Origin of the sequence: Rheinheimera sp. MM224, from assembly GCF_947090785.1 — a bacterium.
Classification (GTDB): Bacteria; Pseudomonadota; Gammaproteobacteria; order Enterobacterales; family Alteromonadaceae; genus Pararheinheimera.
In genome coordinates, this window is record NZ_OX352320.1 from 1980564 (window position 1) to 1996958 (window position 16395).

Annotated in this window: 16 protein-coding genes; all 16 read left to right on the top strand. The window is 46.5% G+C overall.

All coding sequences use genetic code 11. The features are described from left to right. The first annotated feature begins 102 nt into the window (after positions 1-102). Complete coding sequence (locus tag OM978_RS09395) at positions 103-804, top strand: thermostable hemolysin (RefSeq protein ID WP_264346626.1); 702 nt, start codon at positions 103-105, stop codon at positions 802-804. Further along, entirely contained in the window at positions 804-2291 is a 1488-nt protein-coding gene (locus OM978_RS09400) for an AMP-binding protein (RefSeq protein WP_264346627.1), read from the top strand. Before OM978_RS09395 ends, OM978_RS09400 begins: the two co-directional genes overlap by 1 nt. Next, the gene (locus tag OM978_RS09405; RefSeq protein WP_264346628.1) at positions 2266-2958 is read left to right on the top strand and encodes a TenA family transcriptional regulator; all 693 of its coding nucleotides are present in this window, start codon (positions 2266-2268) and stop codon (positions 2956-2958) included. The genes OM978_RS09400 and OM978_RS09405 overlap by 26 nt, the downstream gene beginning before the upstream one ends. Next, positions 2955-3740: an SDR family oxidoreductase gene (locus OM978_RS09410; RefSeq protein WP_264346629.1), complete on the top strand. Its 786-nt coding sequence runs from the start codon at positions 2955-2957 to the stop codon at positions 3738-3740. The genes OM978_RS09405 and OM978_RS09410 overlap by 4 nt, the downstream gene beginning before the upstream one ends. Before the next feature lie 10 nt (positions 3741-3750). Then, positions 3751-4407, top strand: a complete 657-nt coding sequence (locus tag OM978_RS09415) for a hypothetical protein (RefSeq protein ID WP_264346630.1) — start codon at positions 3751-3753, stop codon at positions 4405-4407. A gap of 151 nt (positions 4408-4558) precedes the next feature. Beyond that, entirely contained in the window at positions 4559-5218 is a 660-nt protein-coding gene (locus OM978_RS09420) for a response regulator (protein WP_264346631.1), read from the top strand. 4 nt (positions 5219-5222) lie between these two features. Further along, positions 5223-6536 carry an ATP-binding protein gene (locus OM978_RS09425; RefSeq protein ID WP_264346632.1) on the top strand — a complete coding sequence of 438 codons (1314 nt, stop codon included), beginning with the start codon at positions 5223-5225 and terminating at the stop codon, positions 6534-6536. After that, positions 6533-6925, top strand: a complete 393-nt coding sequence (locus OM978_RS09430) for a cupredoxin domain-containing protein (RefSeq protein ID WP_264346633.1) — start codon at positions 6533-6535, stop codon at positions 6923-6925. Before OM978_RS09425 ends, OM978_RS09430 begins: the two co-directional genes overlap by 4 nt. Next, complete coding sequence (locus tag OM978_RS09435; protein WP_264346634.1) at positions 6915-7646, top strand: hypothetical protein; 732 nt, start codon at positions 6915-6917, stop codon at positions 7644-7646. The genes OM978_RS09430 and OM978_RS09435 overlap by 11 nt, the downstream gene beginning before the upstream one ends. Next, entirely contained in the window at positions 7643-8368 is a 726-nt protein-coding gene (locus OM978_RS09440; protein WP_264346635.1) for a hypothetical protein, read from the top strand. Before OM978_RS09435 ends, OM978_RS09440 begins: the two co-directional genes overlap by 4 nt. Positions 8369-8650: 282 nt before the next feature. Then, positions 8651-10654, top strand: coding sequence for an LTA synthase family protein (locus tag OM978_RS09445; protein ID WP_264346636.1), 2004 nt, complete (start codon positions 8651-8653; stop codon positions 10652-10654). Between the two features lie 117 nt (positions 10655-10771). Beyond that, entirely contained in the window at positions 10772-11509 is a 738-nt protein-coding gene (locus OM978_RS09450; RefSeq protein ID WP_264346637.1) for a phosphatase PAP2 family protein, read from the top strand. Then, positions 11502-13157, top strand: coding sequence for a phosphoethanolamine transferase (locus OM978_RS09455; protein WP_264346638.1), 1656 nt, complete (start codon positions 11502-11504; stop codon positions 13155-13157). The genes OM978_RS09450 and OM978_RS09455 overlap by 8 nt, the downstream gene beginning before the upstream one ends. A 73-nt stretch (positions 13158-13230) precedes the next feature. Beyond that, positions 13231-13629, top strand: coding sequence for a VOC family protein (locus OM978_RS09460; RefSeq protein WP_264346639.1), 399 nt, complete (start codon positions 13231-13233; stop codon positions 13627-13629). Between the two features lie 111 nt (positions 13630-13740). Continuing rightward, a complete protein-coding gene (gene glnS / locus OM978_RS09465; RefSeq protein ID WP_264346930.1) occupies positions 13741-15402 on the top strand; it encodes a glutamine--tRNA ligase in 1662 nt (553 codons plus the stop codon). 110 nt (positions 15403-15512) lie between these two features. After that, a complete protein-coding gene (locus OM978_RS09470; RefSeq protein WP_264346640.1) occupies positions 15513-16361 on the top strand; it encodes a substrate-binding periplasmic protein in 849 nt (282 codons plus the stop codon). Positions 16362-16395: the final 34 nt, after the last annotated feature.

Below are 16395 nucleotides of genomic sequence, written 5' to 3' on the forward strand. Positions count from 1 at the left end.
CAACACGATTTTAATAAAATCTTGAAACCTTATTTTTCCTTAAGTTTTCTTTAAGCTTCCTGACGCACACTGCATGCTAAATCGGTATGCAGGAGTGTGCTTATGTTGTCTTCTTATCAGTTCGACCAGTCTGTTGCTGTCAGATTGCCAGCGCAATCAGACGCTGACACCAAAGCGCTGTTACAGTTAGTAAAAAGCTCTGACATACAGCGTGCTTCTATTGAGCAGTTTATCGCTTCAGGTTTTGCCAAAGCTTATCAAGCCGATGTACATAGTTTTATGCCCAATTTGTTAGGCGTAAGCCGTGCAGGTGACTGGCAGGCTGTGCTTGGTTTACGTTGTGCAGCTCATACCGGGTTATTTATCGAACACTACCTGCCTGCTCCTGTTGAGCAATTACTTGCTACTTATGGCATACAGGCCGAACGCTCTCAATTGATTGAAATTGGCCACTTATATGCCATCAACAGACAAAGCTTATTGCAGCTGTTTGTATTGATGGCTTATGCGCTGGACCAGCTGAATTATCGGTATTTGTTATGTGCAGCTACCACTCAGGTGCGCGGTATTTTAAGCCGTCATGGCATTGAGCTGACAGAGCTTGGCGAAGCCAAAGCTGAAGCTTTAGGCAAAGATGCAGCCAGCTGGGGTAGTTATTACGACACCAATCCAAAAGTTTGTGTGATGGATTTAGCTGCCGTAACCCACCTTATTCATAGCGATGAAAAATTAACAGCTTTAGCGCATCAGCACTGGCCGCAGTTGCATCAGTTAGTGGCACGTTTACCAGAAGGGGACTGCTGATGCGTATTGAATTACCAACAACGGCTGTACTACGAGATTTAGCGACAGGTCTGGCTTATTCGCAGGCTCAAATCAAAAAGCAAATGACTTTATGGCAGGAATTATTGCTGGGTTATGGCGCGCAGCGTATTGCCTTGGCGGCGAATAGTTCAGCCCAGTGGGCCTTGTTGGATTTAGCTTGTCTGGATGCGGATTTACTCTTGGTGCCGCTGCCTACTTATTTATCTGAAAGCCAGCTCGCCCATGTCATGACGCAGTTGGAGCCTGATTTTTATATTTCAGACAAAGAGCAAAACGCGTCAGAATTTACCTTGATGGAACAAGTAGGCGATTTATTGTTGTATCAGCGCGAGTTACAAAGCCCAGGCGCCACTATTCCTGAGACTTGTCAGAAAATTACTTTTACTTCGGGGTCAACGGGCCAGCCAAAAGGCGTCTGTTTATCAGCGCAAAGTCAGCTGGATGTAGCCTACAGCCTGCTGGAACGCATCAACCAAAACGCGCCTAAGCATTTGTGTTTATTGCCTTTAAGTACCTTGCTGGAAAATATCGCTGGTATTTATGCGCCTTTATTGGCTGGTGGCGAAGTGCTGATAGCTCCGGATTCACTGCGTGGTTTTAGTGGTAGTCAACTGAGTAATCCACAAGCTTTGCTGGCGCTTATCAGCAGCACAACACCAAAAAGTCTGATTTTAGTGCCTGAGCTGCTGCAACTCTTGGTGATGGCGCGCGCTCAAGGCTGGCAAGCACCAGAATCACTGGAGTTTATTGCTGTAGGCGGTGCTCATGTATCCGCCGCTTTATTGCAACAGGCGGCACGTCTTGGCTTACCTGTGTATCAGGGGTATGGCCTGAGCGAATGCGCTTCTGTGGTGGCTTTATCTAGTGTCGATGCCCGTCAAAGTACGGCGACAGAACTGGAGTTAGTGGGCCTGCCTTTAGCTCATCGCGATATTGAAATCATCGATGGCGAAATAGTAGTGAAACAGCCATTTCTGGGCTATTTGGGCGATGCGGCGTCGCTAAGCGACAAAGTCTTTACTGGTGATTTAGGTGAGCTGGATGCACAAGGCCGGTTACGTATTCTGGGCCGTCGCAAAAACTTATTGATCTCAAGCCTGGGTCGCAATATTTCCCCTGAATGGCCAGAAGCTTTATTGACTCAAAGCGGTTTAATTCGTCAGGCCGTGCTGGTGGGCGATGCTCAACCTTATTGTGCGGCCTTGTTGTATCTGGCTGATGCCAAAGCGGTAACGCAGTTGCCTGCTTATCTGGCTCACGTCAACCAGCAGTTACCGGATTACGCGCAAATCAAAACTTATTTGCTGTTAAGCCAACCTTTGTCACTAGCCGACGGCACTTTAACAGCCAATGGCCGGCCACGCCGTGCTGAAGTAGTTAAAAAATACCAAAGCGAAATCAATAATTTATTTGTTTCTAATGATCTAACAGGAGAATCCTATGAGTTTTTATCAAACGCTGGTTAATGCCACCGAAGCAGAGCGTGCTTATTTACTGGATGCTCCGATGATCCGTCGTACTTTCGCCGGCGATTTTACGCTGGACCATTATGTGGCTTTTTTAACTCAGGCCTATCACCACGTCAAACACACAGTACCTCTGTTGATGTCGGTCGGGGCTTTACTGCCTGAATCAAAAGAATGGCTACGTGAAGCTGTAGCTGAATATATTGAAGAAGAATTAGGCCATCAGGAATGGGTATTAAACGACATAGCAGCTTGTGGTTATGACAAAGAGCAGGCCCGTGCCAGCACTCCGGCTTTTGCTACAGAGCTGATGGTGTCTTATGCCTATGATTCGGTGCGTCGTGTTAATCCATTGTGCTTCTTTGGCATGGTGCTGGTGCTGGAAGGAACCTCTATAGCTCTAGCAGAACAAGCGGCCAGCAAAATTGCCGGTACTTTGCAGTTACCACGCAAAGCATTTAGCTACCTGAACTCACATGGGGCTCTGGATCAGGACCATATCAAGTTTTTTGAAAGCCTGATGGACAAGATCACAGACCCGGCCGATCAGGCGCTGATTATTCATAGCGCCAAACGCTTTTTTCACTTATACGGCGATGTATTCCGTAGCCTGGAACAACCGCATGGCCTGACTAAAAAAGTTGTAGTTGAGGAGGCAATAGCATGAGCTTGTTAGCTGGCAAAACTGTGCTGCTGACAGGGGCGACGGGTGGCATAGGTGCGGAAGTGGCCAGGCAATTAAGCGGCGAGGGCGCCCGGTTGATTTTAACCGGTCGCTCTGTTGAAAAACTGCGTGCCTTACAAAGCCAACTGGCAGCTGAAACCTTGATCTACTGCTGTGATTTAACCAGCACAGCAGAGCAACAGGGCTTGCTGCAGTATTGCCAGCAGCAAGGTGGCATTGATGTGCTGATTAATAACGCAGGGATCAGTCAGTTTGGCTTATGTCAGCAACAGCAATTTAATGACTTGGTCAGTATTAATCTGCTGGTGCCTATGCAACTGTGCCAGATTTTTCTGCCTATGTTGCGTCAACGCCAGGGCCAAATCGTCAACGTAGGTTCTGCCTTTGGCAGTATTGGTCATCCGGGTTTTACCGGTTATTGCGCGACTAAGTTTGGTTTGCGTGGTTTCACAGAAGCCTTGCAGCGTGAACTGGCCGATAGCGGCATACAGGTGAAGTATTTTGCACCAAGGGCGACAGAAACCACTATTAACTCCAGCGATGTAGTGCAGTTAAATCAACAGCTTGGCAACAGCATGGATAGCCCGGGCTGGGTCGCAGAACAGCTTATTAAGCAGCTGAAGTCGAACGAGCTTCGTCGTTTTCTCGGTTGGCCTGAACGGATTTTTGTTCGCCTGAATGGGGTTTTCCCCGCTTTGGTGGATATGGGTTTAAAAAGTAAATTAACACTAATTGAATTATTTGCTGTGGGCAAAAACCACTAACGAGGTACCTATGAACAGATCCAAGAACACATTTAAATTAGCCACTTTAATCCCAGCCTTATTCCTGACGTTGGCTGCTCAGGCCGATGTACTGCAGGATATTAAACCTTTGCAGGACCGCTGGGCTGAAGCGAATTACAGTATGAGCGAAGACCAGAAAGAGAAGGCTTTTCCAGAGCTGGTCAAACAAGCCAATGCAGTGGTCGCTGCTAATCCTGACAAAGCCGAAGCCTTGATTTGGCGTGGCATTATTAAATCCAGTTATGCCGGGGTAAAAGGTGGCTTGGGCGCTATGTCGCTGGCAGAAGAATCCAAAGCTGACCTGGAAGCTGCGCTTAAAATTGACAGTCAGGCCTTACAAGGTTCGGCTTACACCAGTTTAGGTGTGCTTTACTACAAAGTACCAGGCTGGCCTATTGGCTTTGGCAGCGACAAAAATGCCAAAAAAATGCTGGAAAAAGCGCTGAGCATTAATCCTCAAGGCATTGATCCTAATTATTTTTATGCAGAATTTTTAACTGAAGAGCGCGACTATAAAGCAGCCATGAGTTACATTGAAAAGGCAAAACAGGCAGCACCTCGTCCGGATCGCCCAACTGCCGATCAAGGCCGCTTGCAAGAAATCGCTGCACTGGAAGCCAAAGTAGCGAAAAAGCTAAAACGTTAATCTACAAAACGTGTAGGGGCGGGGCTTGTCCTCGCCCGTCTATCGTTCAATACGATGCTGGATGGGTTTATCCCCGCCCGCATCAAATTTCAATCAGATGCTGTTTAGGGTTTATCCCAATCTATATTCAGGTTCGAATACAGGGGCATGTATGAGACTATTACTGGTCGAAGACGACTTAGATTTAGCCAAAGGTCTTGTGCTGGCGTTGTCCAGTCAGGGTTTTGCGGTCAATCATGTAAGTTTGGGTCAACATGCCTTAAGCAGCATCAAAGCCAAAGACTGCGATGCTGTGATCCTCGATTTAGGTCTGCCTGATATGGACGGTCTGGATATCCTCAAACAAAGTCGTCAGAGAGAAGGCCATTTACCTGTGCTGGTGCTGACTGCCCGTGATGGGGTAGATGACAGGATCCGAGGTCTGGATTTAGGCGCAGACGATTATCTGGTGAAACCTTTTGCTATGCCTGAATTGTTCGCCCGTTTACGGGTGATAGAGCGGCGGCTTGGCACAGCGGCCACTCATTTAATTAAGTTACAACAAGTCGAATTGGATACCAGCGCGCATCTGGTGCGGGTCGAAGGGGAAGCTGTTGGCTTGTCACGCCGCGAATATATGCTGCTGAAAGAATTGATGGAATCAGCTGGACGGATAAAAACCCGCGAGCAGCTTGAAGCCAGTTTATATGCCTGGGGTGAGGAAGTAGCCAGCAACGCGCTGGAAGTACATATCTCTAACTTACGTAAAAAGTTACCAAAAGATTTTATTAAAACCCTGCGAGGGGTTGGTTATAGCGTGAGTTCAACCTAAATATATGAGATCCCTACGCCGCTATTTAGTTACAGTGCTGATCGCGCTTTTTACGCTGATTAGCTTTGTTGCTGCTTTGCAAAGCTATAAACAAAGCGCCATCAGGGCTGAAGCATTGTTTGATCAGGATTTGCAGGTACTGGCGTCCAGTTTGTCGCAGCAGTATCAGGCTGGCTCACAGCAAGAGTTGGGATTGGCGCTGCAAGTCTGGCAAAAAGGCGAGCTGGTGTATCGCAGTGCTTTGGCGCCTGAAACGTCGATGTCGGACGCTGAAGGTTTTAGTGAGCATAATTTTGCTGGTAAAAGATGGCGGGTGTTTCGTCAGACGCCTACCGATCTGCTGACTGTGATAGTGGCACAACCCTTGAAACAGCGGCAGCAACTGGCGGATGAAGTGATCACAGCCTCTATTTATCCTGTCGTGCTGAGTTTACCGCTGCAAGCCTTATTGATTTGGTTAGTCGTCAGTAAAGCTTTGTCGCCTATCAAACGTTTCTCTGCCCAGCTGTCGTCTAAAAAAGCCAATGATTTAAGCCCGGTAGAGTTAGACCAGGTGCCAGCAGAGCTGGATCAGATGCTAAAAACCACCAATCAGTTATTTGCCCGTTTAGCCGATGCCTTTGAGCGGGAAAAACGTTTTGCCTCAGACGTGGCGCACGAGCTGCGCACCCCATTAAGTGTATTGCAGGTGAATTTGCATAATGCTTCTCAGCAGTGGCAGCGATCAAACATTAGCGACCCTGAAGGTTCCATGTTGGCCTTGCAGGCAGGTGTTGAGCGTATGAGCGCGCTGATCGAACAAATTATGCTGCTCAACCGCACCAACCCCGAACACTTCCAGGCCCGCACTGAACAGCTGGATTTAGCAGGTTTATGCCGTCAGGTGGTGGCCGACTGGTACCCACAAATTGACAGTAAGCAGCAACAAATTGAGCTGCTGGGCCTTGAGCATTTATCACTGAAAGGGGACGCTTTTGCTTTGCGTTTATTAGTCAGCAATCTGGTGGGTAATGCCAGTAAATACAGTGCGGTGGGTGGTTCTATCCAGCTGGAATTGTCTACACAACTATCTAATGAACAACAGCAAGCCATACTGGTGGTGCAGGATAATGGCCCAGGTATAGCGCCGGAAGAATACAGCAGAGTGTTTGACCGTTTTTATCGGGTGGGAGGCGACAGGCACCAATCCGGCACTATAGGTTCAGGTTTGGGTCTGGCTATAGTACGGGATATAGTGGTTTTGCATCAGGGCCGCATTAGCCTTGGGGCCTCTGATTTTAGCAGCGGGTTAAAAGTGACAGTGGAACTGCCCCTTTGAAAAACAAAGAGTTAAGAAAAAACAGTAAAAAAGCATTGCCTATTACAGCATTGTTATTGCTGACTCTGCCTGTTGTAGCGGAGCAAAGCGTATTTGAACTGCAGATTAAAGATCATCTGTTTCTGCCTTCAGTGCTGTATGTGCCCGCTGGTGAAAAAGTGAAGTTGCTGGTGTTGAATCAGGATCCGTCGCCTGAAGAGTTTGAAAGCTTTAGTTTAAACCGCGAAAAAGTGATTTTAGGCAAAGGCAAAGCCACTTTATTCATCGGGCCTTTGCAGCCAGGAAAATACCAGTTTTTTGGCGAATATAATCCGGACAGCGCGCAAGGGGTGTTAATAGCTCTGCCCACAGAAGAGTGGCTTCAGTATAAGGCTAAACATGCTTATTAATACGGTGCTGATGTTTTTACGCGAGCTCTTACCGCTTTGTTTGTTGCTGGCGACGTTGCTGGTATGGCATAGAAGTGTCTGGCGTAGTTTTGCCATGTATTTTGCCTTGCCATCAGTACTGATGCTAAGCCTGATCAGCCTTAAAATGGTATGGATCTCCGAGCAACTGGATGGCCTGGGGTTGGAGCTTTTATACAGCTTTTTGTATCTGAGCTGTTTTGTCTTGCTTTGTATGGCAGCTTTGAAATCAAAGTATGCGCTCTGGAGTTCAGCTTTTGCCGCTGCTTGTCTGTTTAGTATCAGTGGCAGTAACTTATTGTTATATATCTGGTTACCTAGTCAGGCAGAAAACACACCGGCCGATCTGGTGTTAGGTTCAGCTTTGGGAGTAGGTATAGGGGCCAGCATAGCTGTGCTTTGGTATTACTTGCTGACCGAGCTGAAACAGTGGCGTATCCATAGTTTCGCTTTGCTGCTGTCCTTGTCAGGTGCTCGTCAGGTGATGATGGCATCGGCTTTACTTATTCAGTCCGATTGGCTTGTGGCTGGACCACAGCTTTGGCAAACCGAGCAGTTGTTGTCGGAGCAATCTGAATTGGGTTTCTTTTTGCAGGCGCTGATGGGTTATGAAGCCACACCCAGTCTGTCGCAAGTTCTGTTGTATTTGCTGTGTTTTACGGTGTTGTTCTGGTGTTGCAGCTTGATGGAGAAAAAAAGATGAAGCTTTACAGCAAAAAAGCGATGGTGAAGGCTTTGTGTTTTGTTTGTCTGTGCAGCAGCATGCCGGCTTTGGCGGATGGGCGTGTGGTGGATAAGGTGTATCACCCTTATGTACAGCCGCTAGAGCGTGAATTTGAATACCGCTACTTTTATCAGCGTCAGGCTGATCACCCGGATAACAACACCATGGGGCAAAAACTGGGTTACGGTTTCTCCGTCGCTGAACGTGCAGCCTTGGAAATTTATGTCATCGCAGATCGCATCAGCCCTGAAGATTACAAACTGACAGGTTACGAGCTGGAGCTGCGCTGGATGCTGACAGAGCAGGGCCAGTACAGTGCTGACTGGGGTATGTTGTTTGAACTGGAGCGGCAAAATAACCAGGACAACTACGAATTCACCACTGGCCTTTTAATGGAAAAAGAATTCGGCCCAACCAGCCTGACGTTAAACGCTCTGGCTGTGTATGAATGGGGCCAAACGCTGGATGCCGAATGGGAAGGCGAGTTCCGCGCTCAATACCGTTATCGCTGGTTACCCGCAGTACAACCAGCCATTGAATTATATGCCGGCGAAAACTACAAAGGCGCAGGCCCAAGCTTAATGGGCGTGCATAAATTTGATAAACAAGAACAGCTGAAATGGGAATTTGCGGTGATAGTTGCCATCGACAACGACACAGTAGACCGCACTTTACGTTTTGCGCTGGAGTATGAGTTTTAGTAGTTACTGGATTTTGTTGCTGCATAGCTTGCACTCGCCACAAAGTTGCAGTGCAACAGGGGATAGGAAGCGGATATATTCTCTGGTTAGACTTTAGTTCTTTATTCATTTCTGCTTTTTAGTAGCAAGTAAGGTCACAGCGTAAAGAGCATGGTCTGTGCAGACGACCACAAGTGTACTGGTTGAAATACCAGGCCTCTAATAGCGATCAAAATTCCCCCCTTAAGTCTCCCTTAAGTATTCACTTTTATGCTGGTCTCAACTAAAACCACAAGCCTGTTTATGTCTATGATCACCGCCGAAAAACCTTCTTTCTTTTCCAATTTGTTTTGCTTAGGCCCTTATCGCTATTTGATCCGTACTGCTGCGCTGGGTTTGGTGCTGTTGAGTCTGAGCAGGCTGGCTTTGGTGTTATGGCAATACGACAGAGTAGCCCAGACTGATGTGCTGACGCAGTTGTTTGTGCAGGGCCTGCGGGCCGATATTATCGTGATTTGTTTACTCTTGGTTGTGCCTGTGCTGCTTATTCCTCTCTCGTCAGTGCGAGGCTTAGGCAAGCTCTGGTTTCAGTTTAGTTATTTGTGGTGCCTGCTAGCATTAGTGCTATTGGTGTTTATGGAACTGGCATCACCGGCTTTTATTCTGCAATACGATGTGCGACCGAATCGGCTTTTTATCGAGTATCTGAAATACCCAAAAGAAGTGCTGTCGACTTTATGGTTTGGTTTTCGCTTGCCTTTAGTTTTAGGTGTTGTTGCGACTTTGGTGTTGACCTGGTTAATGCGGCAGATCTTTCGCTCTGGCAAATGCAGCCTGATTAGATGGTCCGTGGGTAAAACTGTTGGGCTTTGGTGTCTGGCCTTTATGTTGTTATTTGCCGGTATTCGTTCTACCACTGATCACAGGCCTGCTAATCCGGCCATTTTTGCTATTACTGCGGACGCTATGGTGAATTCGCTGGTTTTAAGTTCTGGGTATTCAGTGCTTTATGCTTTGTACAATCTGAAGCATGAAGCGCATTCCAGTGAGATCTATGGCAAATTGCCGACAGAACAAATGCTGAAGCAAAGTCTGGACTGGCCTTGGTTAAAATCTTATCAGTTTACCAACCCCAATTACCCCACAGCGCATTGGCAACAAGCGATGATCAAGCGTCCGAAGCCACTGAATTTGGTGATAGTGTTGCAGGAAAGTTTAGGTGCTACTTTTGTAAAGTCTTTAGGTGGTTTGGCCGTCACGCCGGAGCTTGAAAAGTTAAAACAGCAGGGCATCTGGTTTGAAAATTTGTATGCCACAGGCACCCGTTCTGTGCGTGGTATTGAAGCTGTAGTGGCTGGGTTTCCGCCGACACCAGCACAAAGCACAGTGAAGTTATCCAATAGCCAACAACATTTCACTACGCTTGCATCAATCCTTAAAGCCCAGGGCTACCAGACCCAGTTTGTGTATGGTGGTGAAGCGCATTTTGACAATATGCGCAGCTTTTTTACCGGTAATGGTGTGGATCAGATTGTGGATCAAAGCCAGATGCAAAACCCTGTGTTTACCGGCAGTTGGGGCGCCAGTGATGAGGACCTATTTGCTACTGCGCACCAACAATTAACGGCTTTGCATCAGCAGGATAAGCCATTTTTCAGTCTGATTTTTACCTCGAGCAATCATGAACCTTTTGAGTTTCCGGATGGCCGCATCGATTTAAATGAAGAACCAAAAGCTACAGTCAATAACGCGGTGAAATATGCCGACTGGGCCATGGGGCAGTTTTTCAAGAAGGCCAAACAAAGCGATTATTGGCAAGATACCTTGTTTTTAATAGTGGCCGATCATGACAACAGAGTGTACGGCGATAACCTGATCCCGGTCGAAAAGTTTCATATTCCGGGGCTGATTTTAGGAGCTGATACAAAACCAGAACTGCTGAAAACCCTTGCCAGTCAGATTGATTTAGCGCCCACCTTATTATCCATGATGGGTATATCCAGTTGCCATACCATGACAGGCCGCGATTTTACTCTGGATAACACCAGCCCCGGCCGCGCATTATTGCAGTTTGAAAATTACTTTGCCTTGATGCAGCAAAAAACACAGCAGCAGGAGTTAGTGATCTTAAAACCTGATGGTGAAAGTGTCGCTGGGTTTTATCAGCCACAGCAGCAAAAGCTTGATTTAAGCGCTCAGGCTGTGTCGCTTTCAGATAAAAATCAGGCTTTGGCTTTAGTGCAGTTGCCCTCTTATTTATATAGAGAACAGAAAAACTCCAGCTCCGCTCTTTGCGGGCAACACTGATTTAATCTCATAAAAACGGCAGAATGATTCTGCCGTTTTTTATTCTTTAAGTATGCCTTAAGTTTTGAGCTTTAGTTTGAAGGCTACAACCGCAGTGACTTATCCGGAGTAGAAATTTTGCCCCTTTTAACTTCTTCTTATGCAGGCACTTTAATAAAAACAGTGCTGCTGCCTTTGCTTATTTTGAGCCTGATGTTTTATCTGTTTTACCAGTTGAAACTGGATTTTGTATTGGCCGACTGGTTGTATCAACAGCAGGGGGGCCGTTGGGTTTTACAGCAGCATTGGCTGATGCAGAAGGTTTTACACGACAGAGTGCGGGATTTAAACCTGGTGCTGGTCGTGGTGTTGATTTGCTACGGAGTGTGGCTGTGTTCTGCCGGACAATCTGCTGTGCTACGCCGTGCTGTGGCGACTTTGTTGTATTCACTCCTGAGTTGTTTTGCTGTGGTTTCCTGGCTGAAGCATGTTTTACCTATGGAATGCCCATGGGATCTGCTTCAGTTTGGCGGAGATATGCCATTTTATGGGCTACTCGAGCCAAGGCCAGAGGGCACTCCCACTCATCTGTGTTTTCCGGCAGGCCACGCCAGCATAGGCTTTGCCTGGCTTGGGCTTTATTATTTTTTCCTCGAGATTAAACCGCAGTGGGCCTTCAAAGCTTTGATTGGTGCTGCGGTGACAGGCTTACTACTAGGTGCAGTACAACAAAGCCGGGGCGCTCATTTTTTCTCTCATGATATTGGTACCGCTGCTATTTGTTGGGCACTTTGCAGCGCCATTTATTATATCCGGCTACAAAGGCCGGGTTTTGATGCTTCGGGCCTATCAGTTGGAGGGCGCCAGAATGGCTGAGTCTTTGATTTCTGTATTACCAGTTGCGGGCGTACATCAAAGTGCTGTTCAGCTACAAAAGCTCTGGCATCCATTATGGTTTGCGCTGATCTCTGCGCTTGGTATGACCTTGCTGCTCAATGGGCCCTTTTTATCCAGTATTCAGGCTAAAGTTCCAGGCCAGTTTAAATTGCAGTTCTGTTTGATTTTATTGTTATTTTTACTGAACTTTTTGCTGACAGTTTTAGTTAGTTTCAGAACGATTCAAAAACCTGTGATGCTGTTGTTGTTTGGTGCAGGTGCTGTGAGTTATTACTTTATTACCAGCTTTGGCATAGTGATCGACACCTCTATGCTGCAAAACGCAATGGAAACGGATGCGGCAGAGGCGAGGGGCTTGCTGAGTATTACTATGCTCTGGACTGTCAGCACTGTGATGTTGTTTCCTTTGCTGTGCAGTAGTCTGATCAAAGTTCGGGTGATGCCACTGCGGCAGTTTTTGTTGCATTGGTTGCTCTGTCTGGTACTGATTTTTGCTGCGCTGTTGAGTCTGGCCGCTTCAGCTTATACAGAACTTGCGCCTTTTTTCCGTAATTTCAGAGATGTTAAACATCTGGCTTTGCCTGTTAGTCCTGTATCGGCCGCTGTATCCTTTTCCGGCTCATGGTTAAACAGCCGCTTTCCCGAGCAATTTATAGAGCTTGGCACTGATGCAGTGCAGCCTGTTGCGGCCAAAACAGCAAAACCACGATTGGTTGTACTGGTTCTGGGGGAAACTGCGCGAGCGGATCATTTTCAGCTCAATGGATATAACAGAGCCACTAACCCCGCATTATCTGCGTTACCTCTGTACAGTTTTCGCGATGTCAGCTCCTGCGGCACAGCCACAGCGCACTCTGTACCTTGTATGTTTTCCGCTATGGGACGCGATAAATATGTCGAGTCTGTGGCAAAAAACTCCAGCAATGTGCTGGATATACTTAAGCGCAGTGGCATAGCTGTCAGCTGGTTTGATAATAATTCGGGCTGTAAAACGGTTTGTGACAGAGTGCCGTCAGAGTTTTTATTTAACGACAGCCCCAATCCGTTATGTGAAGACGGACAATGTCAGGACGAGATTTTATTGCAGGCATTGCAAGCTCAGCTCACCAAACAATACAGCTCAGATCGGCTGATTGTGTTGCACCAGTTGGGTAGTCATGGTCCTGAGTATTTCAAACGTAGCTCTGCCAGCCAAAAGCACTTTTTACCTGAATGTACGAACAAGCAACTGCAACTTTGTCAGCAAGCTGAAATTATCAATGCCTATGACAACAGCATAGTGGCGACTGACGAGCTGCTTAGCCGTATTATCCGGACCTTACAGGACGAGCAGGGCTATCAGACGGCCATGCTGTATCTATCAGATCACGGTGAATCTCTGGGTGAAAATGGCGTTTATTTGCATGGTTTACCTTACTGGATGGCGCCGGATGCCCAGACTAAAGTACCTATGCTGTGGTGGATGTCCGATGCTTATGCCAGCGCTCAAAAATTACAAGCTGAATGTATGGCGCAAAGAACAACACAAAAGCTCAGCCATGATCATTTGTTCCATAGTTTGTTGGGTATTTTTCAAATCAGCAGCCAAATCCATCAGCAAAGCCTGGATTTATTTAGGCCCTGCTGAGCTGGAAAATCTGCCTTTTCGTCAGAACCAGCTTCAGGTAATCTGGCGGTTGATGCCGATTTAAGGAAATAGCATGACCCGCAAATTATTTATCAACTTAGCTGCTATCGATATAAAAGCCTCCACCGACTTTTTTCTGCAGCTGGGTTTTGGTTTTCATCCTCAGTTTAGTGACGATACCGCCAGCTGTATTGTGCTGAGTGATGACTTGTACCTGATGCTTTTGACCAAAGAGAAGTTTGTTTCATTCAGCCCGAATCCTTTAATCAACAGCCATCAGCAGACTGAAGTACTGAACTGTTTAAGTTGCCACAGCAAAGCTGAAGTGGATGAACTGGTGCAAAAGGCGGTAAAAGCAGGTGGTAAAACCTATAACCAGCCCCAAGATCACGGAGTTATGTATGCTCATGGTTTTCAGGATTTAGATGGTCATGTCTGGGAACTGGTGTATATGGAAATGCTGCAATCTTAAGTCTGAAACTCCAGTAGTCAGCGGCATTTCAGCTGTTATAATGCAGCAGTATTTTATATGTCCAAACTGACAAATTTGCTGTCGGTGCATTTAGATAAGGATTTGAATTTTATGGCGGACGTTGAACATCGCCCAACTAACTTTATTCGTCAGATCATCGATGCCGATCTGGCTTCAGGCAAACACAACACTACTGTGACCCGTTTCCCGCCAGAGCCTAATGGGTATCTGCACATTGGTCATGCTAAATCTATTTGTCTGAACTTTGGCATCGCTGAAGATTATCAGGGCCAGTGTAACTTACGTTTTGACGACACCAACCCTGAAAAAGAAGACATCGACTTTGTAAATTCTATTCAGCAGGACGTGAAGTGGTTAGGCTTTCACTGGTCTGGCAATGTGCGTTATTCATCAGATTACTTTGATACTTTGTATGGCTATGCGGTTGAGCTGATTAACAAAGGTTTGGCTTATGTTTGTTTTTTAAATGCAGAACAAATGCGTGAATACCGTGGCAACTTAACTCAGCCTGGTAAAAACAGCCCAACCCGTGATACCTCACCTGAAGAAAACCTGGCCTTGTTTGAAAAAATGCGTGCTGGTGGTTTTAAAGAAGGCGAGTGTTCGCTGCGCGCTAAAGTTGATATGAGCTCAGCGTTTATGTGTATGCGGGATCCGGTGATTTACCGTGTCAAGTTTGCCCATCACCATCAAACCGGTGATAAGTGGTGCATTTACCCAATGTACGACTTCACGCACTGTATTTCTGATGCGCTGGAAGGCATTACGCATTCGTTATGTACGCTGGAGTTCCAGGACAACCGTCGTTTATACGACTGGATTTTGGACAACATCACTATTGCTTGTCATCCACAGCAAATCGAATTCTCCCGTCTGAATCTTGAATATCAGGTGATGAGTAAACGTAAGCTGCACAATCTGGTTGAAGGTGGCCATGTAGCGGGTTGGGATGACCCGCGTATGCCTACTATTGCAGGTTTACGTCGCCGTGGTTTTACGCCAGCGTCACTGCGTGAATTCGCCAAACGTATTGGTGTCACCAAGCAAGACAATATGATTGAAATCAGTGCTTTGGACTCTTGTATCCGTGAAGATCTGGATGCCAATGCGCCACGGGCTATGGCGGTCATTGATCCGTTAAAAGTCACTATCAGCAACTACAACGCCGCCGATGTGGAATGGTTAGAGGTTCATAACCATCCAAAAGAAGAAAGCATGGGCAGCCGTAAAGTGCCGTTTGGCCGTACTTTGTATATAGACCGTGCGGACTTCCGTGAAGAAGCCAACAAAAAGTACAAACGTATGGTGACAGGTGGCGAAGTTCGCTTACGTGGCGCTTATGTCATTCGTGCTGACGAAGTGATTAAAAACGAAGCAGGCGATATTGTTGAACTGATTTGTTCTTACGATCCGGATACTTTAGGCGTTAATCCAGCGGATGGCCGTAAAGTGCGTGGTGTTATTCATTGGGTAGAAGCGTCACAAGCTGTGCCTGCTGAATTCCGTATTTACGACAAGTTATTTACAGTGCCAAACCCTGCTGCTGAAGAAGACTTTTTAGCTGTGATTAACCCAGCTTCACTCACAGTGAAAACAGGTTGGGTTGAGCCAAGCTTAAAAGCAGCTGAAGCAGAAAAAGCCTTCCAGTTTGAGCGGGAAGGTTATTACTGTGCTGACAACAAAGATTCAACGCCGGATCATTTGGTGTTTAACCGCACTGTAGCTCTGCGCGATACCTTCTTCGAAGATTAAAACCTTAAAATGGGGTCAGATCACATTGTTAACTGTTAACAATGTGATCTGACCCCATTTTTATATTTATCTATTACACTCTAAGCAGTTCATTTTTCAGGATATGCCTGATGTACAGATCTTGCTTTTATCTGCTGCTTTGCCTGACCTTTTTTCCTTTAAGCTCTTTTGCTGACACTGTGCGTTATCCTGCCATCGAAGATTCAGGTGATCAGCGCTCAAACTATCCCATTGCTTTACTTGAACTTGCTTTGAAAAAAGCGGGTAGCACAGCCACTTTGCAAAGCACCTCTGCGCGGGTGTCCAAAAGCCGGGCTTTGCATTTATTGGAAACCGGGGTTGAAGTAGATGTGGTGTGGACCATGACGTCCATTGATCGTGAAAAACGCTTTTTACCTATACGTATTCCTATCTATAAAGGTTTGGGTAGCTACAGATTATTGCTTATTAGAAACGAAGATCAGGCAAAATTCAGTGCTTTGAAAGATCAAGCGGCACTAAAACAGCAAATGATGTCGCAGATGCATGATTGGGTCGATACAGATGTGCTGCGCCACAATAAATTTAAAGTGCTGAACGCATCCAGTTATCAGAGTTTGTTTCAGATGTTGCTACATAAAAGAGTGGATGCGGTGCCACGCAGTGTGTTGGAAATAGAAGCCGAGCAGCAACTTTATGCAGAGCAAGGCTTACATATTGAAACCGATTGGCTGCTGCATTATCCGGGCGCTGTGTATTTTTTTGTTTCAAATAAAAATCCGCAACTGGCAGAAAAAATTGAGTCGGGTTTACGCAAGGCACTCAAAGATGGCAGCTTTGATTTATTGTTCCAAAAACACTTTGTCAGTCAGTTAAAGAAAATGAAACTGTCGGAGCGCAAACTGGTTGAACTTGAGAATCCATTGTTACCACCAGAAACTCCGCTGGGGGAATCGATCCTTTGGTACAAGCCGGATTAACTATTTTTGTTGTATTACTGCCCTGATCTGCTTT

Excerpts from the sequence above, each read along its gene's own strand:
- OM978_RS09455 (WP_264346638.1), top strand. The coding sequence starts at position 11,502 with ATGGCTGAGTCTTTGATTTCTGTATTACCAGTTGCGGGCGTACATCAA.
- OM978_RS09425 (WP_264346632.1), top strand. The coding sequence starts at position 5,223 with ATGAGATCCCTACGCCGCTATTTAGTTACAGTGCTGATCGCGCTTTTT.
- OM978_RS09395 (WP_264346626.1), top strand. The coding sequence starts at position 103 with ATGTTGTCTTCTTATCAGTTCGACCAGTCTGTTGCTGTCAGATTGCCA.
- OM978_RS09460 (WP_264346639.1), top strand. The coding sequence starts at position 13,231 with ATGACCCGCAAATTATTTATCAACTTAGCTGCTATCGATATAAAAGCC.
- OM978_RS09405 (WP_264346628.1), top strand. The coding sequence starts at position 2,266 with ATGAGTTTTTATCAAACGCTGGTTAATGCCACCGAAGCAGAGCGTGCT.
- OM978_RS09420 (WP_264346631.1), top strand. The coding sequence starts at position 4,559 with ATGAGACTATTACTGGTCGAAGACGACTTAGATTTAGCCAAAGGTCTT.
- glnS (WP_264346930.1), top strand. The coding sequence starts at position 13,741 with ATGGCGGACGTTGAACATCGCCCAACTAACTTTATTCGTCAGATCATC.
- OM978_RS09440 (WP_264346635.1), top strand. The coding sequence starts at position 7,643 with ATGAAGCTTTACAGCAAAAAAGCGATGGTGAAGGCTTTGTGTTTTGTT.
- OM978_RS09410 (WP_264346629.1), top strand. The coding sequence starts at position 2,955 with ATGAGCTTGTTAGCTGGCAAAACTGTGCTGCTGACAGGGGCGACGGGT.
- OM978_RS09415 (WP_264346630.1), top strand. The coding sequence starts at position 3,751 with ATGAACAGATCCAAGAACACATTTAAATTAGCCACTTTAATCCCAGCC.
- OM978_RS09470 (WP_264346640.1), top strand. The coding sequence starts at position 15,513 with ATGTACAGATCTTGCTTTTATCTGCTGCTTTGCCTGACCTTTTTTCCT.
- OM978_RS09435 (WP_264346634.1), top strand. The coding sequence starts at position 6,915 with ATGCTTATTAATACGGTGCTGATGTTTTTACGCGAGCTCTTACCGCTT.
- OM978_RS09445 (WP_264346636.1), top strand. The coding sequence starts at position 8,651 with ATGTCTATGATCACCGCCGAAAAACCTTCTTTCTTTTCCAATTTGTTT.
- OM978_RS09400 (WP_264346627.1), top strand. The coding sequence starts at position 804 with ATGCGTATTGAATTACCAACAACGGCTGTACTACGAGATTTAGCGACA.